The organism is Streptomyces sp. NBC_00223 (assembly GCF_036199905.1).
Classification (GTDB): Bacteria; Actinomycetota; Actinomycetes; order Streptomycetales; family Streptomycetaceae; genus Actinacidiphila.
Genome location: NZ_CP108109.1, coordinates 1,440,794 through 1,465,358, shown reverse-complemented (window position 1 = coordinate 1,465,358; position 24,565 = coordinate 1,440,794). Strand labels below are relative to the sequence as shown.

General features: G+C 72.6%; 25 protein-coding genes and 1 pseudogene. 7 read left to right on the top strand and 19 right to left on the bottom strand.

From position 1 onward, the window contains the following. The 9 genes from cysD to OHA30_RS06165 all read right to left on the bottom strand — a co-directional run bounded on the left by cysD (position 1) and on the right by OHA30_RS06165 (position 8,573). Positions 1-936: a sulfate adenylyltransferase subunit CysD gene (gene cysD / locus OHA30_RS06205; RefSeq protein ID WP_328912782.1), complete on the bottom strand. Its 936-nt coding sequence runs from the start codon at positions 934-936 to the stop codon at positions 1-3. Further along, positions 933-1,559 carry an adenylyl-sulfate kinase gene (gene cysC, locus OHA30_RS06200; protein ID WP_405785759.1) on the bottom strand — a complete coding sequence of 209 codons (627 nt, stop codon included), beginning with the start codon at positions 1,557-1,559 and terminating at the stop codon, positions 933-935. Before cysC ends, cysD begins: the two co-directional genes overlap by 4 nt. Further along, the gene (locus OHA30_RS06195) at positions 1,541-2,245 is read right to left on the bottom strand and encodes a phosphoadenylyl-sulfate reductase (RefSeq protein ID WP_328912780.1); all 705 of its coding nucleotides are present in this window, start codon (positions 2,243-2,245) and stop codon (positions 1,541-1,543) included. The genes cysC and OHA30_RS06195 overlap by 19 nt, the downstream gene beginning before the upstream one ends. Further along, positions 2,242-2,421 (bottom strand): hypothetical protein, encoded by a 180-nt coding sequence (locus OHA30_RS06190; RefSeq protein WP_328912779.1) that lies wholly within the window; start codon positions 2,419-2,421, stop codon positions 2,242-2,244. Before OHA30_RS06190 ends, OHA30_RS06195 begins: the two co-directional genes overlap by 4 nt. After that, on the bottom strand, positions 2,418-4,142 hold the full coding sequence (locus OHA30_RS06185) for a nitrite/sulfite reductase (protein ID WP_328912778.1): 1,725 nt from the start codon (positions 4,140-4,142) through the stop codon (positions 2,418-2,420). Before OHA30_RS06185 ends, OHA30_RS06190 begins: the two co-directional genes overlap by 4 nt. A 157-nt stretch (positions 4,143-4,299) precedes the next feature. Continuing rightward, a complete protein-coding gene (locus tag OHA30_RS06180) occupies positions 4,300-4,383 on the bottom strand; it encodes a putative leader peptide (RefSeq protein WP_328917755.1) in 84 nt (27 codons plus the stop codon). A 139-nt stretch (positions 4,384-4,522) separates the two neighbouring features. Next, on the bottom strand, positions 4,523-5,083 hold the full coding sequence (locus OHA30_RS06175; protein ID WP_328912777.1) for a GNAT family N-acetyltransferase: 561 nt from the start codon (positions 5,081-5,083) through the stop codon (positions 4,523-4,525). Between the two features lie 54 nt (positions 5,084-5,137). Continuing rightward, on the bottom strand, positions 5,138-6,412 hold the full coding sequence (locus OHA30_RS06170; RefSeq protein ID WP_328912776.1) for a GAF domain-containing protein: 1,275 nt from the start codon (positions 6,410-6,412) through the stop codon (positions 5,138-5,140). A gap of 511 nt (positions 6,413-6,923) precedes the next feature. Beyond that, the gene (locus OHA30_RS06165; protein WP_328912775.1) at positions 6,924-8,573 is read right to left on the bottom strand and encodes an acyl-CoA dehydrogenase family protein; all 1,650 of its coding nucleotides are present in this window, start codon (positions 8,571-8,573) and stop codon (positions 6,924-6,926) included. Positions 8,574-8,591: 18 nt separating this feature from the next. Here OHA30_RS06165 and OHA30_RS06160 point away from each other — a divergent pair, with 18 nt between their 5' ends. After that, the gene (locus OHA30_RS06160) at positions 8,592-9,857 is read left to right on the top strand and encodes a YihY/virulence factor BrkB family protein (protein ID WP_328912774.1); all 1,266 of its coding nucleotides are present in this window, start codon (positions 8,592-8,594) and stop codon (positions 9,855-9,857) included. Between the two features lie 185 nt (positions 9,858-10,042). Then, positions 10,043-10,729 (top strand): helix-turn-helix transcriptional regulator, encoded by a 687-nt coding sequence (locus OHA30_RS06155; RefSeq protein ID WP_328912773.1) that lies wholly within the window; start codon positions 10,043-10,045, stop codon positions 10,727-10,729. Between the two features lie 85 nt (positions 10,730-10,814). Here OHA30_RS06155 and OHA30_RS06150 read toward each other — a convergent pair whose 3' ends face one another. From OHA30_RS06150 to OHA30_RS06140, 3 genes and pseudogenes are all read right to left on the bottom strand, one after another. Next, on the bottom strand, positions 10,815-11,219 hold the full coding sequence (locus tag OHA30_RS06150; RefSeq protein ID WP_328912772.1) for a VOC family protein: 405 nt from the start codon (positions 11,217-11,219) through the stop codon (positions 10,815-10,817). 140 nt (positions 11,220-11,359) lie between these two features. Then, positions 11,360-11,731, bottom strand: a complete 372-nt coding sequence (locus tag OHA30_RS06145; protein WP_328917754.1) for a ricin-type beta-trefoil lectin domain protein — start codon at positions 11,729-11,731, stop codon at positions 11,360-11,362. Positions 11,732-11,797: 66 nt separating this feature from the next. Continuing rightward, positions 11,798-13,072 (bottom strand): annotated as a pseudogene (locus OHA30_RS06140) (alginate lyase family protein); the annotation flags it as partial. Between the two features lie 328 nt (positions 13,073-13,400). Here OHA30_RS06140 and OHA30_RS06135 point away from each other — a divergent pair. Then, a complete protein-coding gene (locus OHA30_RS06135) occupies positions 13,401-14,651 on the top strand; it encodes a ThuA domain-containing protein (protein WP_328912771.1) in 1,251 nt (416 codons plus the stop codon). Positions 14,652-14,815: 164 nt separating this feature from the next. Here OHA30_RS06135 and OHA30_RS06130 read toward each other — a convergent pair whose 3' ends face one another. From OHA30_RS06130 to OHA30_RS06115, 4 genes are read right to left on the bottom strand one after another with little or no spacing between them, the layout of a single operon-like run. Continuing rightward, the gene (locus OHA30_RS06130) at positions 14,816-15,925 is read right to left on the bottom strand and encodes an ABC transporter ATP-binding protein (RefSeq protein WP_328912770.1); all 1,110 of its coding nucleotides are present in this window, start codon (positions 15,923-15,925) and stop codon (positions 14,816-14,818) included. Next, on the bottom strand, positions 15,922-16,854 hold the full coding sequence (locus tag OHA30_RS06125; RefSeq protein ID WP_405785762.1) for an ABC transporter permease: 933 nt from the start codon (positions 16,852-16,854) through the stop codon (positions 15,922-15,924). Before OHA30_RS06125 ends, OHA30_RS06130 begins: the two co-directional genes overlap by 4 nt. 16 nt (positions 16,855-16,870) lie before the next feature. Further along, a complete protein-coding gene (gene modA, locus OHA30_RS06120) occupies positions 16,871-17,698 on the bottom strand; it encodes a molybdate ABC transporter substrate-binding protein (protein ID WP_328912769.1) in 828 nt (275 codons plus the stop codon). A 40-nt stretch (positions 17,699-17,738) separates the two neighbouring features. Further along, the gene (locus OHA30_RS06115; RefSeq protein ID WP_328912768.1) at positions 17,739-18,125 is read right to left on the bottom strand and encodes a TOBE domain-containing protein; all 387 of its coding nucleotides are present in this window, start codon (positions 18,123-18,125) and stop codon (positions 17,739-17,741) included. A 281-nt stretch (positions 18,126-18,406) separates the two neighbouring features. Between OHA30_RS06115 and OHA30_RS06110 the strand changes: the two genes are divergently transcribed. Then, positions 18,407-19,228: an alpha/beta fold hydrolase gene (locus OHA30_RS06110; protein WP_328912767.1), complete on the top strand. Its 822-nt coding sequence runs from the start codon at positions 18,407-18,409 to the stop codon at positions 19,226-19,228. Here OHA30_RS06110 and OHA30_RS06105 read toward each other — a convergent pair. Further along, complete coding sequence (locus OHA30_RS06105) at positions 19,215-19,727, bottom strand: GNAT family N-acetyltransferase (RefSeq protein WP_328912766.1); 513 nt, start codon at positions 19,725-19,727, stop codon at positions 19,215-19,217. The two genes, OHA30_RS06110 and OHA30_RS06105, sit on opposite strands and share 14 nt — an antisense overlap. Positions 19,728-20,023: 296 nt before the next feature. On the opposite strand from OHA30_RS06105, the gene OHA30_RS06100 reads away from it, so the two are divergent. From OHA30_RS06100 to rsgA, 3 genes are all read left to right on the top strand, one after another. Next, positions 20,024-20,221, top strand: coding sequence for a hypothetical protein (locus OHA30_RS06100; RefSeq protein WP_328912765.1), 198 nt, complete (start codon positions 20,024-20,026; stop codon positions 20,219-20,221). A 203-nt stretch (positions 20,222-20,424) separates the two neighbouring features. Further along, positions 20,425-21,534, top strand: coding sequence for a PP2C family protein-serine/threonine phosphatase (locus OHA30_RS06095; protein ID WP_328912764.1), 1,110 nt, complete (start codon positions 20,425-20,427; stop codon positions 21,532-21,534). Between the two features lie 322 nt (positions 21,535-21,856). Beyond that, a complete protein-coding gene (gene rsgA, locus OHA30_RS06090) occupies positions 21,857-22,981 on the top strand; it encodes a ribosome small subunit-dependent GTPase A (protein ID WP_328912763.1) in 1,125 nt (374 codons plus the stop codon). Positions 22,982-23,068: 87 nt separating this feature from the next. On the opposite strand, the gene OHA30_RS06085 is transcribed toward rsgA, so the two are convergent. Then, the gene (locus OHA30_RS06085; RefSeq protein WP_328912762.1) at positions 23,069-23,200 is read right to left on the bottom strand and encodes a hypothetical protein; all 132 of its coding nucleotides are present in this window, start codon (positions 23,198-23,200) and stop codon (positions 23,069-23,071) included. A gap of 302 nt (positions 23,201-23,502) precedes the next feature. Further along, positions 23,503-24,537: a LacI family DNA-binding transcriptional regulator gene (locus OHA30_RS06080; RefSeq protein WP_328912761.1), complete on the bottom strand. Its 1,035-nt coding sequence runs from the start codon at positions 24,535-24,537 to the stop codon at positions 23,503-23,505. Between the last annotated feature and the right edge of the window lie 28 nt (positions 24,538-24,565).

Here is a 24,565-nt window from a genome sequence, read left to right as displayed (position 1 = left end):
CTAGAAGTACCCCTCGCGCTTGCGGTCTTCCATCGCGGCCTCGGACAGCTTGTCGTCCGCGCGGGTCGCTCCCCGCTCGGTCAGCCGGGACGCGGCGATCTCGGTGATCACCGCTTCGAGCGTGGTGGCGTCGGAGTCGACCGCGCCCGTGCAGGACATGTCGCCGACCGTGCGGTAGCGGACCGTCCGGGTCTCCACCGGCTCACCGTCCTTCGGGCCGCCCCACTCGCCGGGGGTCAGCCACATGCCGGACCGGCTGAACACCTCGCGCTCGTGGGCGAAGTAGATGTCCGGCAGCGCGATCCGCTCCCGGGCGATGTACTGCCACACGTCCAGCTCGGTCCAGTTGGACAGCGGGAAGACCCGGACGTGCTCGCCGGGCGCGTGCCGGCCGTTGTAGAGCTGCCACAGCTCGGGGCGCTGGCGGCGCGGGTCCCACTGGGAGAACTCGTCGCGCAGCGAGAAGACCCGCTCCTTGGCCCTGGCCTTCTCCTCGTCGCGACGCCCGCCGCCGAAGACCGCGTCGAAGCGCAGCTGCTGGATCGCGTCGGTCAGCGGCACGGTCTGGAGCGGGTTGCGGGTGCCGTCCGGGCGCTCGCGCAGCCGGCCGTCGTCGATGTAGTCCTGCACATGCGCCACGTGCAGCCGCAAGCTGTGCTCGGCGACCGTACGGTCCCGGAACTCCAGCACCTCGGGGAAGTTGTGCCCGGTGTCCACGTGCAGCAGCGAGAACGGCACGGCGGCGGGCGCGAACGCCTTCAGCGCGAGGTGCAGCATCAGGATCGAGTCCTTGCCGCCGGAGAAGAGGATCACCGGCCGCTCGAACTCGCCCGCGACCTCGCGGAAGATGTGCACGGCCTCCGACTCCAGCGCGTCCAGGTGGGAGAGCGCGTACGGGCTGTCCGTCGTACCGCTGTGCGCGACGGTCCTCGTCATTTGGCAGTCTCGCCTTCGCTCGCCGCTTCGGATCCCGCATCAGATCCGCTGACCAGTCCCCGTTCCACCAGCAGCCCGTGCACGGCCGCCGCCGACTGCGCCACCGTGCTGTCCTGCGTGTGAATGCGCAGGTCCGGCGTCTCGGGGGCCTCGTACGGGTCGTCCACGCCGGTCAGGCCGGTGAGTTCGCCCGCGGCCTGCTTGGCGTACAGCCCCTTGACGTCCCGCTCGGAGCAGACGTCGACGGGGGTGGCCACGTGCACCTCGACATAGCCGGTGCCCTGCGTCTGGTGGCGCTTGCGCACCGCCTCGCGGCTGTCGGCGTAGGGCGCGATCACCGGGACCAGCACCAGCACGCCGTGGGAGGCCAGGAGTTCGGCGACGAAGCCGATCCGCTGCACATTGGTGTGCCGGTCCTCGCGGGTGAAGCCCAGCCCCGCGGACAGGAACTCACGGATCTCGTCGCCGTCGAGCACCTCGACCCGGTGTCCCTCGCCGCGCAGCCGCTCCGCCAGCGCGTACGCGATGGTGGTCTTGCCGGCACTCGGCAGACCGGTGAGCCAGACGGTGGCCCCGGTGCTCATCTCGAACTCCTGACGTGTCGTCACAGGTGTATCCCGCACTCGGTCTTGCCGAGCCCGGCCCAGCGTCCGGCGCGGACGTCCTCGCCCTCCAGCACCCGGCGGGTGCAGGGCGCGCAGCCGACCGAGGCGTAGCCGTCCATCAGCAGCGGGTTGGTCAGCACGCCGTGCTCGGCGACGTAACGCTCCACGTCGTCCTGGGTCCAGCGCGCGATCGGGGCGATCTTGACCTTCTGCCGCTTGGCGTCCCAGCCCACCACCGGGGTGCCGGCCCGGGTCGGGGACTCGTCGCGGCGCAGCCCGGTGGCCCAGGCGTCGTAGCCGCTCAGGCCCTCTTCGAGCGGGGCGACCTTGCGCAGCGCGCAGCACAGGTCGGGGTCGCGGTCGTGCAGCTCCGGGCCGTACTGGGCGTCCTGCTCGGCGACGGTCTGCTTCGGGGTGATGGTCAGCACGTTGACGTCCATGACGGCGGCGACCGCGTCCCGGGTGCCGATGGTCTCCGGGAAGTGGTAGCCGGTGTCGAGGAAGACGACGTCCACGCCGGGCAGCGCGCGCGAGGCGAGGTGCGAGACGACCGCGTCCTCCATCGACGAGGTCACGCAGAAGCGGCGGCCGAAGGTGTCGGCGGCCCAGCGCAGCACGTCGAGCGCGGGGGCGTCCTCAAGATCGCGCCCGGCGCGCTCGGCGAGCTGCCGAAGGTCGTCGGCCGTGTGCTGTGCGGTGGTCACGAAGCGCCTCCATGGGGGGAGTCGGCCTTGTGCTCCCTGGACAGCAGGCCCAGGAACTTCAGCTGGAACGCCCGGCTGCACGCCCGGCACTCCCAGGAACCGTGGCCCTCCTCCGACGGCCGGAGGTCCTCGTCCCCGCAGTACGGGCAGTAGAACGGCGCCGCCCTCTCGCTCACGACAGAGCCTCGTCCGGGGCGTGCGCGGCCCACTGGGAGAAGCTCTCGCCCTCGGCGCGGTCGGACTGGTAGCGGCGCAGGACGCGCTCGACGTAGTCCTCCACGCCCTCGGAGGTGACCTTGAGGCCGCGGACTTTGCGGCCGAAGGCGGAGCCGAGGCCGAGCGTGCCGCCCAGGTGCACCTGGTAGCCGCCGACCTGCCGGCCGTCGTCGTCCACGATCAGCTGGCCCTTGAGGCCGATGTCGGCGGTCTGGATGCGGGCGCAGGCGTTCGGGCAGCCGTTGATGTTGATGGTGATCGGCTCGTCGAAGTCCGGCAGGCGCCGCTCCAGTTCGTCGATCAGTACGCTGCCGCGCGCCTTGGTCTCCACGATGGCGAGCTTGCAGAACTCGATACCGGTGCAGGCCATGGTGCCGCGGCGGAAGGGAGAGGGGTTGACCCGCAGGTCCATCGACTCCAGGCCGGACACCAGGGACGCCACCCGGTCCTCGGGCACGTCCAGGACGATCATCTTCTGCTCGACCGTGGTCGACACCCGGCCGGAGCCGTGCGACTCGGCGAGTTCGGCGATCTTGGTCAGCTGGGAGCCGTCCAGCCGGCCGACCCGGGGGGCGAAGCCGACGTAGAAGCGGCCGTCCTTCTGCCGGTGCACCCCGATGTGGTCGCGCCACTTCTGGGCGGGCTGCTCGGGCGCCGGGCCGTCGGTCAGCTCGCGCTTGAGGTACTCCTGCTCCAGCACCTCGCGGAAGCGCTCGGCGCCCCAGTCGGCGACCAGGAACTTCAAACGGGCGCGGTGCCGCAGCCGGCGGTAGCCGTAGTCGCGGAAGATCGAGGTGACCCCGGCCCAGACGTCGGGCACGTCCTCGATCGGCACCCAGGCGCCCAGCCGGACGCCGAACATCGGGTTGGTGGACAGACCGCCGCCGACCCACAGGTCGAAGCCCGGGCCGTGCTCGGGGTGGACCACGCCGACGAACGAGATGTCGTTGATCTCGTGCGCGGTGTCCAGCAGCGGCGAACCCGACACCGACGTCTTGAACTTGCGCGGCAGGTTGGAGAACTCGGGGTTGTCGATGTACCGGCGGACGATCTCGTCCAGCGCGGGGGTGCCGTCGATGATCTCGTCCTCGGCGACCCCGGCCACCGGCGAACCGAGCATGCCGCGCGGGCAGTCGCCGCACGCCTCGGTCGTGCTCAGACCGACGGCCTCCAGCTTCTCCCAGATGTCCTTGACGTCCTCGATACGGACCCAGTGCAGCTGGATGTTCTGCCGGTCGGTGATGTCCGCGGTGCCCCGGGCGTAGGTCTGCGAGACCTCGCCGATGACCCTCAGCTGCTCGGTGGTGAGCCGGCCGCCGGTGACCCGGATCCGGAGCATGAAGAACTTGTCCTCCAGCTCCTCCGGCTCCAGCGAGCCGGTGCGCCCGCCTTCGATCCCGGGGCGGCGCTGGGTGTACAGACCCCACCAACGGAAGCGCCCGCGCAGGTCGTTGGGGTCGATCGCGTCGAAGCCGCCGTGGTGGTAGATCGTCTCGATGCGCGCCCGCACATTGAGGCCGTCGTCGTCCCGCTTGAACTGCTCGGCGCCGTTGAGCGGGGTGAAGTGGCCCTTGGCCCACTGGCCCTCACCGCGGTGCCGCGTGTTCTTGCGGCGGTTCGCGGCGGCTGCCGGGCGGGCACCTCCGGCCGGAGGCTGGGGGCGGTCAGGGCTGGAACCCATGGCGATGCGTCCTTCGGGCAGGCTCGAATACGGTCGGTACGGCGCGGGAGAGGCCCATGGCCTGGGCGGGCGCAGGCTGCGATACGCGGCCGGGCGGGCGGCTGATCCCGCGCATCCACGACGACGGGGATGGCGGAGCGGTGGTGCCGGAGTGCGGTCAGCCCGCCGGACAGATGGCGCTGGACACGCGGCAGAAGTCGACGTGCGGCCGACCTACCAAGGTGATTCCAGTGCGTGACATGACGAAAGCGTGGCATGCGGGTCTCCGGGGAGTCCACCGACGTCCGCTATGTGGACCAGATAATCTCATCAATCGAGACGGTGTGGTGTGTGTCACGTCAGCCGTCACACAGGTCACGGCCCGGCGGGCCGCCACCGGTTCAGACGCCGAGCCCGGCGGCCGCCTGTTCGGCGGCCGGGGCCGTCACCGTGTCGAACACCCGGAAGCCGCGCCGCCGGTAGTTCTCCAGCGCGTAGGGCCCGTCCAGCGAGCAGGTGTGCACCCACACCCGGCCGGTGGCCGGCCGCCCGGGCCACCGGCCGGCCAGGTCCCAGGCCCGCGCGGTCCCGTACGACAGCAGATGGCCGCCGAGACCGCGGCCGCGGAAGGCGGGCAGCAGCCCGAAGTACGCGATCTCCACGACGCCGCCGTCCTGCGCGTCCAGCTCCACATAGCCGGCCGGGGTGCCGCGCTCGTAGGCCACCCACACCTCGCAGCCGGGCCGTTCCAGATGTGTCCGCCACCGCTCGGGCGGCCACGGCAGCCGGTCGGTCCACTGGCAGTCGCCGCCCACCGCCGTATACAGGAAGCGCCCGAATTCCGCTGAGGGGACTTCGGCCCGCGCGATCCGGACGTCGGTCTCCGCCGCGGGCGCGGCCGCCGGGCGCAGCTCGCCCGGCGCGGTCAGTTCGAGGGACCAGGTGGTCACGGCGGTGCTCATGCGGTCACCCTAAACGGCGCTCGTACGGTCGCCCTAAACGGCCGAACGCCGTGGTCAGCGCCGGGCCGCGAGCACCGCAGGCGCCACCGAGTGCGGCAGCGGGTCCAACGGAGGGCGCGGGCGGACGACTTCGACCTCGACCCCGTCGGCGAACCGGTACGGGCGGTGCGCCAGCACCCCGGACAGGGTGCGCCGCAGCCGGGACATCTCCGCCCGTACCGTCACCGCGCGGCTCGGGTCGCCGAAGAGGTCGGCGGCCAGCTCGGCCGCCGTGCGGCCGGCCCGGCGCACCGCCAGCACGAACAGCACCTCGGCGTGCCGGGGGCTGAGCCGCTGCGTCCAGCTGCCCGCGGCGCCGGAGACGGTCACCGACGCGCCGGACGCGCGGCTCACGTCGAGCAGCACCGAGGTGGCCGCGGGCGGGCGTTCGCGGCCGTCCACCCGGATCAGCCAGCCGCCGGGCAGCGGTTCGAACGCGCACATCCCGAGCGCGGGCACCCACACCTGACCGGCCCCGACGGCGGTGGGCAGGGCGATCCGGCCGGTGGGCGCCATGCCGGTCACGGCCGCCGTCCAGCCGTTGCGGTCCACGGCCAGCGCCTGGCCCCCGATCCCGGCCAGCAGTGGCGCCGCGACCGACCGCAGCCGCTCCACCGCCGCCCAGTGCCGGGTCCGCAGCTCGCCCTCGGCCACCCGCGCCACCGCCGAGACCAGCGAGAGCGTGGCGGGGTGCACGGTGGCGGCCGGCCCGCTGACGTTCACCACGCCCAGCAGCCGGCCGTCGCGCGGGTCGTGCAGCGGCGCCGCCGCGCAGGTCCAGCCGTGGTGGGTACGGACGAAGTGCTCGGCCGAGTGCACCTGGAGCGGGGTGCGGAGGATCAGCGCGGTGCCGATCGCGTTGGTGCCGACCGAGTCCTCGGCCCAGGAGGCGCCCTCGGCGAAGCCCAGCCGGTCGGCGCTCCTGCGGACCGCGAGGCTGCCGTCGCGCCACAGCACCCGGCCCTCGGTGTCGGTGACCACCATGATGTGCCCGGCCGCGTCCGCCGCCGGGACCAGCCCCTCGCGCAGCGCCGGCAGCATCTCGGCGAGCGCGGTGGACCGCCTGCGGTGCTCGATCTCGTCGGTGCCCAGGACGCCGTGCCGCCGGCCGACGTCCGGGTCGACGCCCAGCCGCAGCGCCCGGGTCCACGACTCGCCGATCACGGCGCGTGGCGGCTGCGGCGGTGTGCGGCCCGCGAGCGCGGCCTCGCGGACCGAGGCCAGCAGCTGCCGTGACGCGCGTAGGTCACGGGCGTAGGGTCGTCCCGGCCTGATCGGTAGGTGTGCCACGCCGCCCCCGCTTCGGATGCCGTCCGGTGCCGCCGACCTCGGTGCGGCCGCGCGTGACCGGCTCGTCCGGGGTCGCCGGAGACCGCGCACAAACGGGCTGCAACGGGCTGCAACGGTTGCGAGCCTACGCGACTTCGACGGACAGTGACCGCGCGTCACCGCGCCCGCGGGTCGGGGGGTCCGACGGGTCGTCGGGTACGGCGCGCGGGGCCGGGGGTGGTGCCGAGTCGGCGCGGCGCCACCCCCTGACGGCGCGGCGGCGGAAACGTTTCTCCCGCCTCGAAGGGGCGGGTGCTCGCCGCCGCGTCGTCCCTGGGACGGCCTGCGGCCGCGCTCCCTGGGGCCCACGGCCCGGCGCCGCGCGAGGTGGGGGGCTTCGCGGCCCGGCGCCACGCGCGGTGGGGGCTTTCGCGGCCCGGCGCCGCGCGCCCGGGCGGGCGGGAGCGCGGGCCTTGGTCCGGGCCTTGCGGTCCTTCTGCCGGCGCCGCGCGCCCCGGGGCGGGAGCGGGGGTCAGGGCGCGACCGGCCGGGCCCGCTCCACGATCGCCGCCGGATCCGCCGCGGTCGGCAGCGTCCCGAAGGTGGCACCCCAGTCCCCGCCCAGCCGTGAGGCGCAGAAGGCGTCCGCGACCGGGGACGGCGCGAACCGCACCAGCAGCGAGCCCTGGAAGACCAGTGCCATCCGCTCGACGATCCGCCGGGCCCGGGTCTCCACGCCCTCCTGATCGGCGAGTTCGGCCCGCAGATCCTTGACCGCCGCGTCCAGCCGGTGGTCGGCGCCCCGCGCGAGCCCGACCTCGGCGAGGAAGGCGTCCACCGCCTGCGGCTCGCGCCGGAGCACCCGCAGCACATCGAGCGCCTGGACGTTGCCCGACCCCTCCCACACCGAGTTGAGCGGCGACTCACGGAAGATCCGCGGCATCCCGGACTCCTCCACGTACCCGTTGCCGCCCAGGCACTCCAGCGCCTCGGCCGCCACCACCGGGCAGCGCTTGGTCACCCAGAACTTGGTGACCGCCACGGCCAGCCGGCGCAGCGCCCGCTCCTGCTCGGTGTCCGCGTCGTAGGCGGCGGCCAGCCGCAGCGCGGCCGTCGTCGCCGCCTCGGACTCCAGGGCCAGGTCCGCCAGCACATTGCGCATCAGCGGCTTGTCGATCAGCGGCCCGCCGAAGGCGTCGCGGTACGCGGCGTGGTGGATCGCCTGCGCCACCGCCTGCCGCATCAGCGCCGCCGACCCCAGCGCGCAGTCCAGCCGGGTGGCCGCCACCATCTCGATGATGGTCGCCACCCCGCGGCCCTCCTCGCCGACCCGCCGCGCCCACGTACCGCTGAACTCCACCTCGGCCGAGGCGTTCGAGCGGTTGCCGAGCTTGTCCTTGAGGCGCTGGATCGCGAAGACGTTCCGGGTGCCGTCCGCGAGCACCCGCGGCAGCAGGAAACAGGTCAGCGCGTCCTTGCCGGAGGGGGATGCTTGGGCGAGCACCAGGAACCCGTCCGACATCGGCGCCGAGCAGAACCACTTGTGGCCGGTCAGCGCGTACGTCCCCGGCTCCGCCAGCGGTTCGGCCCGCGTGGTGTTGGCCCGTACGTCCGAGCCGCCCTGCTTCTCCGTCATGCCCATCCCGAACAGCGCCCCCGGCTTGCCGCCCGGCGCCGTCAGCTGCCGCTCGTACGCCCGCGATCCCAGCCGGGGCTCCCACTCGGCCGCCAGCGCCGGGTCGGTGCGCAGCGCGGGGACGGCCGCGTGCGTCATCGACACCGGACAGCCGTGGCCCGCCTCGACCTGCGACCACACCACGAAGCCCGCGGCGCGCCGCAGATGCCCGTCCGGGCGGGACCAGGCGTCGGTCAGCCCGGAGGAGACCGCGTGGCCGAGCAGCCGGTGCCAGGACGGGTGGAAGTCGACCTCGTCGATCCTGTTGCCGTAGCGGTCGTGGGTGCGCAGCACCGGGGTGTACGTGTTCGCCTCCTCCGCCCACCGCTGCGCCTGGGCGGAACCCGCGGCCCGGCCGAGCCCGGTCAGCTCGTCGGTGATCTCCGCCAGCAGGCCGGGGTCCGCGTGCCGGGCCACCGCCTCCGTGAGCGCGGCGTCCGTGCCGTAGACGTCATGGCCCACCAGCGGTGGAGGCTGGTTCGTGACGGTGTGAGTGAGGGCTGTCATGCCAGCTAACGTAAGGGGGTGCAAGCAGCAGAAGGAAGAAGCCACCGGCGGCCGAACCGGTGGCGCAGGGCCCGCGCTCTGTACCGGAACGTCTCGAAGCGCAAGGTCGGCTGGCTGCTGCTGAAGGACACCGTCAACTCCTGCGTGGAGTACCGGGTCACCGGTCTGGCCGCGGAGGCGGCCTTCTTCGTCCTGCTGTCCCTGCCGCCGCTGCTGCTCGGCCTGGTCGGCGCGCTCGGCTACGTGGACACCGTCGTCGGTCTCGACACCATCGACCACATCCGTACCAACATCCTCACGGCGTCCTCCACGGTGCTCTCCGACAACGGCGTCAACCAGCTGGTCAAACCCCTGGTGGACGACGTCTTCCACGGACGCCGGCCGGACCTGATATCCCTGGGCTTCCTCATCGCCCTGTGGTCCGGCTCCCGCGCGGTGAACGTCTTCGTGGACACCATCACCATCATGTACGGCCTCGAAGGCCGCCGAGGCATCGTCAAGACCCGGCTGATGTCCCTGATGCTCTACGTGATCGCGCTCGTCCTCGGCGCGGCCGTGCTCCCGCTGGTGGTGGCGGGCCCCGGCGCGGTCACCGATGTCCTGCCCGGCAGCACCGGCACCGTCCACGTCCTGTACTGGCCCGGCGTGCTGCTCGCCTCGGTCGCCTTCCTCACCACGCTCTACCACGTCTCGGTGCCGGTGCGGTCGGCCTGGTACGAGGACGTGCCCGGCGCGCTGATCGCGCTGCTGATGTGGGTGGTCGGCAGCTTCGTCCTGCGGATCTACCTCACCCACACCGTCGAGGGCCCGACGATCTACGGCTCGCTGGCCGCACCCGTGGCCGTACTGCTGTGGATCGGCGTGTCCGCCTTCGCGGTGCTGGTCGGCGCCGCCGTCAACGCGGCCACCGACCGGGTCTGGCCGTCGCTGGCCACCGCCGCCGCCCGCGAGGAGAACGCGCGGCGCCGGGAGGCCGTGGCCGCGGAGGTGGTCGCCGCGGCCGTCGCCCGCCGGGCGGCCCGCGCCGACGAGGAGGACGAGTACGGCGCCGACCCGCCCGCCGAGTACCCCGAGCGCTGGGCCGACTTCATCCCGCACCGCGATGTCCGCGCCCGGCTGCGCCCGCGCCGCCCCGGGGCACCTATACCCGCGCCTCCGCCTCCACCGCCCACTCCGCCTCCGCCACATGCGGCGCCCCCACATGCGGCGCCCCCGCCCTTCCCCCGGCAGCCCCCGCACCTGCCGATGCCCTCGCCCCGGCGCGGCGACGACTTCGACCGCTGAGGAGCGCTGAGGAGCGCTGAGGAGCGCTGAGGAGCGCGGAAGGGTGCTGAGGGCGACCGCTGAGGACGGCTGAGGGCGACCGTCGGGGGCCTTGCCCCGCCCGCGCGCGTGTCACGGCGTCCGACCCGGCGTATACATCCGCCCCCTGTCCCGTGCCCGCGCGCGCCGCACGGCACCATGGAGGGGTGGACGGCGACTACCGGGAACGGGCCGCCCGGGTGCCGGGCGTCACCGTGTGGACCCGCCGCGACGGCGGCGGGGTGTACCGCGTGCTGCCCGACGGCTGTATGGACCTGATCTGGTACGAGGGCACGCTGCTGGTCGCCGGGCCCGACACGGTGGCCCACCTCGCCGAGGACCGGCCGGGCACCGACTACGCGGGGCTGCGCTTCGCCCCGGGCGCCGGACCCGCGCTGCTGGGCGCGCCCGCCCGGGAGGTACGGGACCTGCGGGTGCCGCTGGACGCGCTGTGGCCCGGCGCGGACGCCCGGCGGCTCGCCGAACGAGTGGCGGCGGGGCCCGCGGCGGGCCTGGAGGGCTGGGCGGTGGACCGGGTCCGCGCGACGGGGGCCGCCGATCCGCTGCCGGGCGCGGTCGCCGGGGCGCTCGCGCGTGGCCGCCCGGTCGCCGAGGTCGCCGCCGGGACCGGCCTGGGGGAGCGGCAGTTGCGCCGCCGCTGCGAGGCCGCCTTCGGATACGGCCCCAAGACGCTGGCTCGGGTGCTGCGGTTGCAGCGCGCCCTGGCGCTGGCCCGCCGCGGCACGTCCTTCGCCGAGGTGGCCGTCGCGGCGGGCTACGCGGACCAGCCGCACCTGGCCCGCGAGGTCAGGGCTCTGACGGGGGTGCCGCTCGGCCGGCTGCTGGGCCCGTAGCGGCCGGTGAGGGGTTCGCCTCCGCGCGGCCGCACGGGGTCTGGCGACGCCGTACGGCCGCCGGCGCCCTGTGCCTGACGACCGGTCAGGACGCCGCCGGAGCGAAGAGGTCCACGGCGTTGCCGTCCGGGTCGTGCACGACCGCGTACCGCTGGCCCCAGAAGGCGTCCCAGGGCTGGAGCCTGCCCACGTAACCGGCCTCCGTCAGCTCCGCGTACACCGTGTCCACGCCCTGCGGGCTGCCGCAGTCGAAGGCCAGCGAGACCCGGGAGCCGGTGGCCGGAATCCACGCGGGGTCGAAGGAGCGGACGGTCTCGACGGTGTCCCAGGCGATCCGCAGCCCGCCGGGCAGGGTGGCCTCGGCGTGCGGCTGGGTGTCCGCCTCGGCGGGCAGGTCGATGCCCAGCCGGCGGTAGAAGGCGAGCGAGACGGCGATGTCGCTGACGACGAGGCCGATCATGTCGATACGGGGAGTGATACGTGCTGTCATGGCGCCCACGCTAGGCGCGCCGGACGTCCGGAGTCTTGAACGAATCGGACGTCCGGCGCGCCGTACCCCTGCCCGGGGGTGGGCGCCGCCGCGCAGGCGCACCCTTTCGCGGCGGCGCCGTCCATGGGGGCCCGCCGGGGTCAGCCGGGCAGGGCCCAGTTCTGGTTGGCGGAGCCGGTGCAGGACCAGATCTGGAGCCGGGTGCCGTTGGCGGAGCTGTTGCCCGTGGCGTCCAGGCACTTGCCGGACTGCGGGTTGACCAGCGAGCCGCCGGCGCCGGGCTGCCAGACCTGGGAGCCGGTGCCGTTGCAGTCGTAGAGCTGCACGGTTGTGCCGTTGGCGGTGCCGGCGGAGGTGACGTCCATGCACTTGCCGAGCGCCTGGAGCGAGCCGTTGGACGCGACCGTCCAGGACTGGGCCGCCGTGCCGTTGCAGTCGTAGAGCTGCACCGCCGTGCCGTTGGCCGAACTCGCCGCCGCGATGTCCACGCACTTGCCGCCGTACCCGACGATCGGGCCGGTGCGGTTGCCGGGCGGCGGGGTGGTGGGCGGCGGGGTGGTGCTGCCGCCCGGGACGACATTCGGATTGTTGGCGTTGGTCAGCGTCTCCCAGGCCACGAAGAGATCGTTGGTGCCCGCCGGGCGGCGCGACTCGGTGAGCGTCTGGGTGTTGGTCATCGCGTAGCCGAGCCGGTTGTGCAGCGCGTTGAAGCCGACCTCGGTGACCGGACCGAGGCCCTTGGTCAGCGAACCGCCGCACAGCCAGGACGGCACGGCCGCGCCCAGCTCGTACGTCGACTGGAAGCCGAGCGCCTGCCGCAGCCGCTCGCCGACCTGCGGATAGAGGTCCTGGCCCTGGATCGCGGCGGTCTCGGCGATGTCGGAGATCGACGCGATGCCGTAGCCGGTGTGGGTGAAGTCGCGGCAGGTCTCCTGGGTCAGGCCGTCGACGAAGGTGGACTGCCCCTGCCAGTAGCCGATGATCTGCGACGAGCTGGTCAGCCCGCTGCCCGCCACGGTCTTGGGCAGGGCGCCGTCCGAGGTCAGGTAGATGTAGGCCGGGACCCGGTTGAGGTAGCGGGTGATGGCCTTGTCGTAGTCGGAGGTGTCGTTGAGGAAGACGGAGATGCCGACGGCGGCCTCCATCATCGACAGCTCCCAGTTGCCGTTGCTGTTGGAGCCGTTGATCACCTCGGGCAGATACACGTTGCGCAGCATGGTCGAGAAGCGGGTGATGTCCGCGGCCGCCCAGCCGGAGTAGGTGTAGCGGATGATCTCGGCGGCGCGCGGCCACACCGAGCCCGCCCAGCCGGTCTGGAGCGGGGCGTTGCTGTTGGTGTGCGTGGTGATCACGCCGGCCCAGGCGTTCATCAGCTGGATCGACTTCTGCGCGTAGGCGCTGTTGCCGGTGATGTACCAGGCCAGCGCGTCGGTGTACGCGGCGATGGCGTCCTGGCGCTCGTCCGTACAGCCGTTGTTGGGGTTGGAGTACGAGCCGCACTCGACATTGGCGCGCGGCGCCGCGACGCGGGACAGCGAGGCGTACGAACTGCCGATCATCTGGTTGTACGCGCTCTTCCACGGCTCGGCGTTCGCCTGCACCTTGGAACGGATGAAGTCGAGCTGCGACTGGCTGACGAGCACGCCGGGGTGGGCGAACGAGGTCGGGGCGGCGGCCGCGGTGGCCTGGACGGAGACGGGTGCCGCGGCCGGGATGGCGGCGGTCGCGGCACCCGTACCGGACACAAGAGCGACGACGGTGCCGAGCGCGGCGGCGACGGCGACCACTACGGGGGCCCGCCGGAAGCGTTTCCGGACGGCCGAGGGGGGTCTGCTGCGGAGGAAGCTGCGCATGTGGGGGCTCCTGGGAAAGCGGGGGGCGCGGGGGAGAAGCGCGGGGTGCGCCCATGGGGCACACCGGAGTACGGGGGAGAACGGGGGAGTACGGGGGGACAAGGGAGTACAGGAAACCTTCCTGTCCGTGGTTGGGAGGATCGCGGCGCCACCGCCGCGCAGTCAAGTGGGTGAACGGAGATCAATTACCTGACCGGCACGCGCTGTTGACCGGTCATGGACCTGACCTGGGATCATTGACATGAACATCGTCTAGACCTTTGAATCCTGGCACAGGCGCACCTCCCCCCACCTCCCCCACCCGTCGCGCACAGGAGGTCCCCCACCCATGAGCAGATCCCGCACCGCGCCATCCCTGTCCCGCACCCTGCTACGGCTGTTCGCCCTCCTCGCCGTGGTGCTCGGGGTGCAGACGGCACCCGCGCACAGCGCCCAGGCGGCGCCCGCCTTCAAGGTGCTCGCCTTCTACGACGGCACCTACGACGCCGCCCACATCAGCTTCGTCCACGAGGCCAACGCCTGGTTCCCGCAGCAGGCGGCGGCGAACGGCTTCTCGTACACCGCCACCACCGACTGGAACCAGCTCAACACCGCGAACCTGGCCAACTACCAGGTCGTGCTCTTCCTCGACGACTACCCGCAGACCGCCGCCCAGCAGAGCGCGTTCAAGACCTACATGGACAACGGCGGCGGCTGGCTGGGCTTCCATGTCTCGGCGTACAACGACGCCGTGCCCAGCGACTGGTCCTGGTACCACAACACCTTCCTGGGCACCGGCACGTTCCGCAGCAACAGCTGGGGGCCGACCTCCGAGACGCTGAAGATCGAGGACCGGGGCCACCCGGCGACCGCCGGCCTGCCCTCGACCATCACGTCCTCGGTCAGCGAGTGGTACAGCTGGCAGAACGACCTGCGGCAGAACCCGAACATCGACATCCTGGCCTCGATCGACCCGTCCAGCTTCCCGGTCGGCACCGACCCGAACCAGACCTGGTACAGCGGCTACTACCCGATCGTCTGGACCAACCGCAACTACAAGATGCTCTACGCCAACTTCGGCCACAACGCGATGGACTACGCGACCAACACCACCCTGTCGTCCACCTTCGCCAGCGCCCAGCAGAACCAACTGCTCCTCAACGGCCTGCGCTGGCTCGGCGGGGCCTCCGGCCCGGTCACCCCGCCGCCCGGGAACCACACGGGTCCGATCGTCGGGTACGGCGGCAAGTGCGTGGACATCGCGGCGGCGAGTTCGGCCAACGGCGCGGCGGTGCAGCTCTACGACTGCAACGGCACGTCGGCCCAGTCGTGGACGGTCGCGTCCAACGGCTCGCTCCAGGCGCTCGGCAAGTGCATGGACGTCACGTCGGCCGGCACGGCGAACGGCACCAAGGTGCAGCTGTACGACTGCAACGGCACCGGCTCGCAGGTCTGGCAGCCCGGTGCCAACGGCTCGCTGGTCAATCCGCAGTCCGGGAAGTGCCTGGACGCGACCGGACCGAGTTCGGCCAACGGCACCCGGCTCCAGATCTGGTCCTGCACCGGCTCGGCGAACCAGAGCTGGACCCTGCCGAGCTGATCCCCGAACGAGCCCGGGACCGGGGCCTGTTCGGCCCGGTCCGGGGCATTCGGACCGCGTCGCCGCGAAGTCCGGGGTGCGCCTTCGCGGCGGCGCGCGTCCGGAGGGGGCTCAGGCCCGCCCCCGTACGGGACGTGGCGGACGTCAGGCCGGATACGCGGCCGTCAGGCCGGATACGCGTGCGTCTGGGCGGCCTTCACCGACGCCCACACCTCCGAGCCGGTACGCAGATCGAGTTCCGCGACGGCCACCGTCGTCAGATCGGCCGCCAGCGGCAGCCCGTCGGCCGACCCGGTCAGGGCGACCCGGATCTGGTCGCCGTGCGACTCCATGCCGCTGATCCGGGCCCGCCAGGCGTTGCGCGCGCTGGACTCGGGCCGGTCCCGGTGCAGGGCGACCGCGCTCGGCGGGAAGGCGACGAACACCGGGCCGTACAGCTTCTCCGTGGTGGTCAGGGCGAGTTCGGGCCCGAGCCGCACGGTGTGACCGTCGGCCGCGCCCTGGTAGAGGTTGAGGCCGACCAGCCGGGCGATGTAGTCGGTACGGGGGCGGCGGGCGATCTCCGCCGGGGTGCCCTCCTGGACGACCTCGCCGTGCTCGACGACGACCAGCCGGTCGGCGAGCACCATCGCGTCCAGCGGATCGTGGGTGACCAGCACCGCCACCGCCTCGAACTCGGCCAGATGGCGGCGCAGTTCGGCCCGTACGTCCAGCCGGGCCCGGGCGTCCAGCGCGGCCAGCGGCTCGTCGAGCAGCAGCAGCCGCGGCCCGGTGGCCAACGCCCGCGCCAAAGCGACCCGTTGGGCCTGCCCACCGGACAACCGCCGCGGTTTGACGGCCGCGTGGTCGGTCAGGCCCATCCGCTCCAGCAGATCCGCGGCCAGCGCCCGCGCCTCGCCCCTGGGCATCCCCTGGCAGCGCGGCCCGAAGGCCACGTTCTCCAGGGCGGTCAAGTGCGGGAAGAGCAGATAGTCCTGGAAGATCACGCCGACCGGCCGCCGCTCGGGCGCGGTCCGCAGCCGCCGCGCGGGGTCCTCCAGGGCGACGCCGTCGAGCCGCAGCCGGCCGCCGGTCAGCGGGGCCAGCCCGGCCAGGGCGCGCAGCGCGGTGGTCTTCCCCGCGCCGTTCGGCCCGAGCAGCGCCAGCACCTCGCCGGGCGCGGCCGTCAGTCGCACGTCGAGGCGGAACGTACCGCGGTCCAGCACGAGATGGGCGTCGAGTCCGTCGGCCGTCGGTTCCGGCGTCCCGTCCGCGGGCTTTCCCTCGGCGCTCACACCGCCCCCGTCCAGCGGTCGCGCAGCCCCGCCAGCACCGCGACGGACACCGCGAGCAGCACCAGACTCAGCGCGATCGCGGCCTCCGGGTCGTCCTGGAGCGCGAGATAGACGGCCAGCGGCATCGTCTGCGTACGGCCGGGGAAATTGCCCGCGAAGGTGATCGTGGCCCCGAACTCGCCGAGCGCCCGCGCCCAGGCCAGCACCGCGCCGGCCGCCACGCCCGGCGCGATCATCGGCAGCGTCACCCGACGGAAGGCCGTGAACCGCGAGGCGCCCAGCGTCGCGGCGGCCTCCTCGTACCGCACATCGGCGGCCCGCAGTGTCCCCTCCACGCTGATCACCAGGAAGGGCATCGCCACGAACGCCTCGGCGACCACCACCCCCGCGGTGGTGAACGGCAGGGTGACGCCGAACGCCGAGTCGAGCCACCGGCCGACGATCCCGTTGCGGCCGAGCGCGAGCAGCAGCGCCACGCCGCCCACCACCGGCGGCAGCACCAGCGGCAGCGTCACCAGGGCCCGTACGATCCGCCGCCCGGGGAAGGCGGTCCTGGCCAGTAGCCAGGCCAGCGGCACACCGAGCACCAGCGTCACGGCGGTCGCCGAGGTCGCGGTCTCCAGCGAGAGCCGCAGCGCCTGCCAGACCTCCGTACTGGTCAGCTGGTGCGGAAGGCCGCGCCAGGGCGCCCGTACCAGCAGGGCCAGCAGCGGCAGCAGCAGGAACACCAGGCCGAACAGGGCGGGCACCAGCAGGGGCAGCGGCACCCCGCCGCCTCTGCTCCGGAAGCCACCGGTACGGGGGGCGCGGGGTCCGCGGGGTCCGCTTGGACCGCTCGGGCGACGGGGGACGCGCGGGCCGCTCAGGACGCGCGGGCGCCACCGCCGGTCGTCGACGACCGGCGGTTCGGCGCCCGCGCGCTTCCCCATGGGACTCACGGGTGGCTCACGGGTTGAGGAAGCCCGCCTGGCTGAGCACCTTCTGGCCCTCGGCGGACTTCACCAGGGCGATGAAGGCCTGCGCCGCGTTCGGGTTCGGGGCCTTGGTGAGCTGGACGATCGGGTAGTCGTTGATGGCGTTCGCCGACTCCGGGAAGTCCACGCCGGTCACCTTGCCGCCCGCCGCCTTCACATCGGTCTTGTAGACGACGGAGGCGTCGACCTCCTTCAACTCCACCTTCGTCAGCGCCGACTTGACGTCCTGCTCGTACGACACCGGGGTCAGCTTGATACCGCTCCCGGTCAGCGCGGTCTCGGCCGCGGAGCCGCACGGCACGGTCTTCGCGCAGAGCGCCACCTTCAGACCGGACTTCGTCAGGTCCTTGAGCGACGCGATGTGCTTCGGGTTGCCCGGAAGCGTCGCGATCTCCAGCTGGTTGCGGACGAAGGTGGTGGGCGTGCCCTGCCCGTCACCGGCGTCCGTGACGATCTTCATCGTCTTGGGGCTCGCCGCGGCGAAGACGTCGGCCGGGGCGCCGTTGGTCAGGCTCGCCGCCAGCGCGTCGCTGCCGGCGAAGCTGAACACCACGTTGGTGCCGGGGTACGCGGCCTTGAACTGGTCGCCCAGGGTCGTGAAGCTCTCCTTCAGCGAAGCCGCCGCGAAGACGACAAGCGTCCCCGACACCTCCTTCGACGCCGAGTCGGAACTCGACCCGGATGTCGCAGTGGCGTCGGACGACTTGTCCGAGGAGGAGCAGGCGGTGAGCGCCAGCAGCAAAGCGGTGCCGCCGGCGGCCAGACACAGGGTGCCGCGCCGTATGGAACGGACTGTCACAGGAATCTCCCTCTCTGCCGCGCTGTGGGGTTGCGCGGGGTCACGGTCTTTCCACCACCACGTTGGTCGACTTGATCACGGCGGTCGCCGGAACACCTGGCTCCAGCTGCAATTCCTCCGCCGACTCCCGGCTGATCATCGACACCACCCGGAACGGCCCGGCCTGGATCTCGACCTGGGCCGAGACGTCCCCGAGAATCACGTCGGTGACGATCCCGGCGAACCGATTGCGCGCGGACGAGCCCGAGCGGGCCTTCTCCTCCCGCTTGAGCTCCCGCGCGAAGGACGCGAGCGCGGGGCCGGGGATGATCCGACGGCCCTGTTCGTCACGCTCGGCCTGCAACCGCCCGCCGTCGACCCACCGACGCAGGGTGTCGGGACTGACACCCATCAGGGCCGCGGCCTCACCGATCCGGTACGTGTGCATGCGCCGATTCTAGTGGCGCAAGTGCGAGCGAGAAGGCACTTGGCACATTGCAGAACACCGACATTTCGCGGCTTTGCCATCGCTTGTGCGAACCCGGTGTTACGTGCTCCGCACCGCGCCGAGGGGCGCACCGTGAGGTCGGCCGATCATGTGGTCCATCCCGGCGAAGGGACGTTCACCTGTGAGTGTTCACACCGTGCACACGACAGGCGCGGGCTAGCGTCCGTGGCGAGTACATCGGGAAACGCCCCAGCGGGGCAAGCAAGGCAAGGGAGTCCGCAATGCCCTTCATCACGGCCCAGGACGGCACGAAGATCTTCCACAAGGACTGGGGAAGCGGGCAGCCGGTCGTCTTCAGTCACGGCTGGCCGCTGAGCGCCGACATCTGGGACGAGCAGGCCGCCCTCGTCGCCACCCACGGTTTCCGGGCCGTCGCGCACGACCGCCGCGGCCATGGACGCTCCGACCAGCCGTGGGACGGCAACGACATGGACACGTACGCCGACGACCTCGCCGAGCTGATCGAGCAGCTCGACCTGCGGGACGTGGTCCTGGTCGGGCACTCGACCGGCGGCGGCGAGGTGGCGCGCTACATCGGCCGGCACGGTACCGGGCGGGTCGCCAAGGCGGTGCTGATCGGCGCCGTCCCGCCGGTCATGGTGAAGAGCGGGACCAATCCCGAGGGCACCCCGCTGGAGGCGTTCGACGCCATCCGGGAGGGGGTGCGGGCCGACCGCTCACAGTTCTACTGGGACCTGAGCGAGAGCTTCTACGGCTTCAACCGCCCCGGCGCCGAGACCTCCGAGGGGGTCCGGCGCGCTTTCTGGCGGCTGAGTATGCAGGTCGGCTACCGGGGCGCGTACGAGTGCGTCCGGCAGTTCTCGGAGACCGATTTCACGGCCGACCTGGGGAAGTTCGACGTTCCCACGCTGGTCGTCCACGGCGAGGACGACCAGATCGTGCCCTTCCGCGCGGCCGGACCGAAGTCCGCGGAACTCATCGACGGTGCCGTACTCAAGGCGCACCCCGGCGCCCCGCACGGGCTGGTCGGCGGGTACCGGGCGGCCGTCGAGGCGGATCTGCTGGAGTTCATCCGGCACTGAGGCGGCTCCCGGGCGCGCATGGGCGCCCGGAAGCGGTCGGCGGGCGGGTCATGAGGACGTCGATCGGGTCCTGGGCCTCGACGGTGAAACCGTGGCGCGCGTACAGCCGCTGTGCGGCGCTGCCCTGGAGGACCTTCAGCCGGACGGTCGCGCCCTGCGCGTCGGCCCGCGCCAGCACCGTACGCAGCACCGCGGAGCCGAGTCCGCGGCCCTGGTGGTGCGGGGCGAGATAGAAGTGTTCGAGCAGCAGGCCGTCGTCCACCGGCCGGAGGGTGACGCAGCCGGCGAATTCGCCGCCGACCGTGACGATCGAGGTGTGGCGGGTGGAGAAGGAGTCGCGCAGCCGCTGGCGCACCCGGTGGTCGTCGTAGCGGCCGAGCCGTTCCAGGTCCGCGCGCATCACGGCGGCACGCAGCTCCGCGACGGCCTCCACGTCGGCGGTCCGCCCGGCCCGCAGCTCCCAGGGCGCGACGGCCCCCGCCCTCACCTCGGTGTCCATCCGGACATCCTCCCAAACCCCTCCACCTGCCCCCTCCGCCCCCCTTGGTTCCCCGCCGCCAAGGCCCCGCGGCCGCACCCTCCCGTCGCCCCCCGGACTCGTCGTCGCCCCGGTGCGGGTGGGCGGTGAGGTGGGGTGCATGGCCTACGCCGGCCGGGTGTGCCGGGCCGCGGCGGGCAACTCCGCGGTGGAGAGCGTCACTTCGGCACTGAGCGGGCAGACCGGCGGGGAGGGGCTGTCCGATGAGCGCCGAGAACGAACCGCGGGGCGCGGAGCCCGTGCCCGACCCTCTTCCCATGGGTGATTACAGCCCTGTCGCCTGGGTGTGGGGGAGGAGCTTCCTCATCGGCGCCGTGCTGTTCCTCGTCGTCTTCGAATCCCTTGTGGTCTGGCTCGTGCCGGACGCCTGGTGCATCGTCGTCGAGCCGCTCGCCGTCGTCCCGGTGTTCGGGTTCGCGCAGCGGATGAACGCCAGGAGAAGGCGCGCGAAGTGAGAGCCCGCGTCCGGCGTCCGGGCTCGGCCCTGTAGAGGCCGGCCCGGACGCGGAGTGCGGCGCGGGAGCCGGACCCCGGCGCGGCGAGCTGATCGTGGGGGCGGTGGGCGGTCGTCGGTCGGCCGCCGAGGGGACCCTGTAGGGAAGGGAACACGCCGTCGCGCCGCGTCGTATGAGCGGATTGTGCGGATACGCTCGCTTATATGACGACGGATCACCGGCCCTGGCACCGGCGGCTGCGGCCCCGGCGGTGGAATTCCGTGCAGGCGGCGCCGCTGCTGCTGACCCTGGTGATCGGCGCGCTGGCCGCGTCCACGCCGAAGAACTTCGCCGTCAGCCGGCTGCTGCCCGCCGCGCCCGCGCTGGCCGCGTCCATGTGGTCGGTGGCGGCCACCATCGGCCTGGGCGCGGTCACGGTGGTCCTGGTGATCGCCATCGAACTCATTCTCAAGCAACAGGCCCCCGTCTTCACGCTGGGCGCCATCGCCGCGGTCACCGCCGCGGCCGCCTACGCCTCCCATGTACGGCTCCAGCGCGAACGCACCCTCTCCCAGGTCCGCTCGGTCGCCGACGCCGCCCAGGCCGTCGTACTGCATCCGCTGCCGCACTCCCTGCCGAACATCCGGATCGAGTCGCTCTACCTCGCCGCCGCCGAGGAAGCCCGCATCGGCGGGGACTTCTTCGAGGTCATCGAGACCCGGCACGGGGTCCGGATGCTCATCGGCGACGTCCGCGGGAAGGGCCTGTCCGCCGTGGGGGTGGCCAGCGCCATCATGCACTCCTTCCGCGAGGCGGCGTACGACGAGCCGGATCTCGAACGGCTGGCCCGCCGGCTGGACACCAGCCTGGCCCGCTACAGCGACACCCTGCCCTCGCCTGATGCCGGGGAACGGTTCGCCACCGCCGTACTCGCCGAGATCCCGCACCAGGGCGGGTCCGCCGTGTTCGTCAACTGCGGGCACCCGCCACCGCTGCTGCTGTGCGCCACGGGAGACGTCAGGTCGGTGGATCCGACCGAACCCTCGCCGCCCATCAACATGGCCAGGCTGATCGGCGCCGAGTACACCATGGACACGGTCCCGCTCTCCCCCGGCGACCAGCTGCTGCTGTACACCGACGGCGTCACCGAGACCAGGAACCGCGCCGGGGTGTTCTTCCCGCTGCTCCAGTGGGCCCGCCAGCAGGGACCGATGCCGTCCCGCACACTGCTCGACCTGCTCCACCAGCGGCTGCTGCGCTACAGCGGCGCCGGACTCGACGACGACATCGCCGTCCTCCTGGTGCGCTACGACGGCCCGCCGTCCGGCCGGTGACGGCCGGGAGCGGTCGGCGCGCGGCTGTGGCCGGCCCCCGCGCGGGTGGTCTCCGAGCCGGTGGCCCCGGGGTGGGGATCGCGGAAATCGGTCGCCGATAAAACAAGTGGCGGGGCGCCAATGCCGGGCGCTACGGTGCTCGGGTTCGTCGCGGAGCCGCAAGAAGCTCCGCGTCAGCCGTGAGCGTTGACCGGGAGGTGTGAACGATGGCTGTTTTTGCGATGGGCCGTGCCCAGAACCAGAAGCTCATCAATTCCACCTTCGTGGTCGCCGGCTGACCTCTCTCCTTCCGCGCGCCAGGCGCGCCGCCGGGGCCACCCTTGTGAAGGGTTTCCCGTTGTCTTTCTCTTTCTCCTCTGCTTCTTCGCATGCTCTCGTCCCCTTCGGGTGGGATGACGTGTGGGAGGCGGAGTTCGTCCCGTATGCCGCGCTGGGGCTGCTGCCCGGGCGGGTCGTACGGGTGGACCGGAACATGTGCGACGTGTTCACCGCGGACGGCATCGTCCGCGCGGACACCTCGCCGGTCACGCCGGCCGACCCGATGCGCATCGTGTGCACGGGTGACTGGGCGGCCCTCGACGCGCAGGGCGATCCGCGGGTCGTACGCAAGCTGCTGCCGCGGCGCACCGCGTTCGTACGGTCGACGTCGTCCAAGCGGTCGGAGGGTCAGGTGCTCGCCACCAACCTCGATCATGTGGTCATCTGCATGTCGCTCGCGGCCGAACTGGACCTCGGGCGGCTGGAACGGTTCCTTTCACTGGCGTGGGAGTCCGGGGCGCAGCCGGTGGTCGTACTGACCAAGGCCGACCTCGTGCCCGACACCACGCATCTGCTGGCGGACGCGGAGGCCGCGGCCCCCGGGGTGCTGGTGGTCGCCGCGAGCGCCGCGACCGGGGACGGCCTTGATGTGCTCACGGCGGCGCTGGGCGGCGGGACCGCCGTGCTGCTCGGGCAGTCGGGCGCGGGCAAGTCCACGCTGACCAACGCGCTGTTGGGCAGCGAGGTGCAGGAGGTCCAGGCCACCCGGGACGCGGACGGGAAGGGGCGGCACACCACGACCACCCGCGACCTGCTGCCGCTGCCCGGCGGCGGAGTGCTGATCGACACCCCGGGACTGCGCGGGGTCGGCCTGTGGGACGTACAGACCGGCCTCACCCAGGTGTTCTCTGAGATCGAACGACTCGCCGAGGACTGCCGCTTCCAGGACTGCTCCCACCTGTCGGAACCCGGCTGCGCGGTGCTCGCCGCCCTGGAGGACGGCACGCTGCCGCACCGCAGGCTGGACAGCTACCGCAAGCTGCTGCGCGAGAACGCCTGGATCGCCTCACGCACCGACCAGCGGCTGCGCTCCGAGATGCGGCGCGAGTGGAAGCAACGCTCGGCCGCCGGACGGGAGATGTACGAGCGCAAGCGCGGGGGAGGCGGGGGCCACCGCCGGGTCTACTGACCCGGGTGACGGCGGGTCAGCCCCGGACGACGGGCCGCTGACCCGCCCGACCGCCCACGACAGCACGGCCTGTTCGGCTCATCCGGCTCATCCGGCGCCGCCGTCACGCCCGTGGCGGCGCCGGACCGCTATCGGACTGCCCGCGCTCCAGAAGGACCCGATGACACAGACGACCACAAGTGCGACGATCACGATCCCAAGGATCACGCTGTACGCCATGCCGAGACCTCCCTCACTTGCGCGCGGCCTTCACCGCACCATCACGTTCGCTGCCTGATCGTTATATTCCCGTCGTCGAACCTCCCAACCCACGGTTCACCGATACGTGTTCGACCGCCCGCGCCGCACGGGTCCGCGCCCTCGCGCCAGGCCGTCACCGCGCCGGGGCATGCCTAAGCCGGCCCACGCGGGGCCGGTTCACGTCGGGTCAGGCCGGGTACGCCGGTCCGCGCCCACGCCACATCAGGCCGTACGCATGCCGTACGCCCGCCCTTGATCAGGCCGTACGCCCCGCGCCGCGCTCACGCCGACCCGCGGACCACCAGATGAGTCGGCGTCACTATCGACGACAGCGCCGGAACTCCCGGCGCCACCGCCGAGGGCTCGATCCTGCGCAGCAGCAGCCGGGCCATCATGCGGCCCATTTCCTCGATGTCCTGACGGATCGTCGTCAACGGCGGGTCCGCCCACTGCGCGAACGAGACGATGTCGTCGAAGCCGACCACCGCCACGTCCTCCGGCACCCGGCGGCCCCGCGTCCGCAGCACCCGCAGGGCGCCCGACGCCATGGCGTCGGAGGCGGCGAACACCGCGTCGACCTCCGGGCAGCGGTCGAGCAGTTCGGTCATCGCCCGGGCGCCGCCGTCCGGGGTGAAGTCGCCCTCGGCGATCAGGCGCGGGTCGGTGTCGGGGAGCACGTCGCGGAAGCCGTCGAGCCGGTCGACGGACGCGGTCTGGTCCAGCGGCCCCGCGATATGGGCGATCTGCCGACGGCCCAGGCCCAGCAGATGGTGCACGGCGTCGCGCGCGCCGCCCCGGTTGTCGCAGTCGACGTACAGCGTCTCGCCGTCCGACCAGCCGGGACGTCCGCCGATCACGGTCGGTACCCCGGCCTTGCGGGCGAGTACGGGCAGCGTGTCGTCGTCGTGCAGCGAGAAGAGCAGCGCGCCGTCCACATGGCCGCCCGCGAGATAGCGGCCCACCCGGGCGTAGTCGGCCGCGCCCTCGGTGAGCAGCAGCACCAACTGGTTGTCGTACGCGGTGAGTTCCTTGCTGATGCCGCGGATCTGCTGGGCGAAGAAGGGGTCGGCGAAGAAACGTGTCTCCGGCTCGGCGACGACCACCGCGATGGCGTCGTTGCGCCGGGTGACCAGGGTGCGGGCGGCCTGGTTGGGCACGTAGCCCAGCTCCTCGACGGCCTCCCTGACCCGTTCCGCCAGCGGGGCGCGTACGCCGTTGCTGCCGTTGACGACCCGCGAGGCGGTCGCCCGTGACACTCCGGCCCGCGCCGCGACGGCCTCCAGCGTGGGACGGGGCGCGAAGCTCGGGTCGGACAACGGAGGGCTCCTTCACGCGCGGATAACA

Excerpts from the sequence above, each read along its gene's own strand:
- OHA30_RS06150 (WP_328912772.1), bottom strand. The coding sequence starts at position 11,219 with ATGACAGCACGTATCACTCCCCGTATCGACATGATCGGCCTCGTCGTC.
- OHA30_RS06085 (WP_328912762.1), bottom strand. The coding sequence starts at position 23,200 with ATGGCGTACAGCGTGATCCTTGGGATCGTGATCGTCGCACTTGTGGTC.
- OHA30_RS06185 (WP_328912778.1), bottom strand. The coding sequence starts at position 4,142 with ATGGGTTCCAGCCCTGACCGCCCCCAGCCTCCGGCCGGAGGTGCCCGC.
- OHA30_RS06095 (WP_328912764.1), top strand. The coding sequence starts at position 20,425 with ATGACGACGGATCACCGGCCCTGGCACCGGCGGCTGCGGCCCCGGCGG.
- OHA30_RS06135 (WP_328912771.1), top strand. The coding sequence starts at position 13,401 with ATGAGCAGATCCCGCACCGCGCCATCCCTGTCCCGCACCCTGCTACGG.
- OHA30_RS06105 (WP_328912766.1), bottom strand. The coding sequence starts at position 19,727 with ATGGACACCGAGGTGAGGGCGGGGGCCGTCGCGCCCTGGGAGCTGCGG.
- cysD (WP_328912782.1), bottom strand. The coding sequence starts at position 936 with ATGACGAGGACCGTCGCGCACAGCGGTACGACGGACAGCCCGTACGCG.
- OHA30_RS06165 (WP_328912775.1), bottom strand. The coding sequence starts at position 8,573 with ATGACAGCCCTCACTCACACCGTCACGAACCAGCCTCCACCGCTGGTG.
- OHA30_RS06125 (WP_405785762.1), bottom strand. The coding sequence starts at position 16,854 with ATGGGGAAGCGCGCGGGCGCCGAACCGCCGGTCGTCGACGACCGGCGG.
- OHA30_RS06110 (WP_328912767.1), top strand. The coding sequence starts at position 18,407 with ATGCCCTTCATCACGGCCCAGGACGGCACGAAGATCTTCCACAAGGAC.
- OHA30_RS06180 (WP_328917755.1), bottom strand. The coding sequence starts at position 4,383 with ATGTCACGCACTGGAATCACCTTGGTAGGTCGGCCGCACGTCGACTTC.
- OHA30_RS06175 (WP_328912777.1), bottom strand. The coding sequence starts at position 5,083 with ATGAGCACCGCCGTGACCACCTGGTCCCTCGAACTGACCGCGCCGGGC.
- OHA30_RS06100 (WP_328912765.1), top strand. The coding sequence starts at position 20,024 with ATGGGTGATTACAGCCCTGTCGCCTGGGTGTGGGGGAGGAGCTTCCTC.
- OHA30_RS06115 (WP_328912768.1), bottom strand. The coding sequence starts at position 18,125 with ATGCACACGTACCGGATCGGTGAGGCCGCGGCCCTGATGGGTGTCAGT.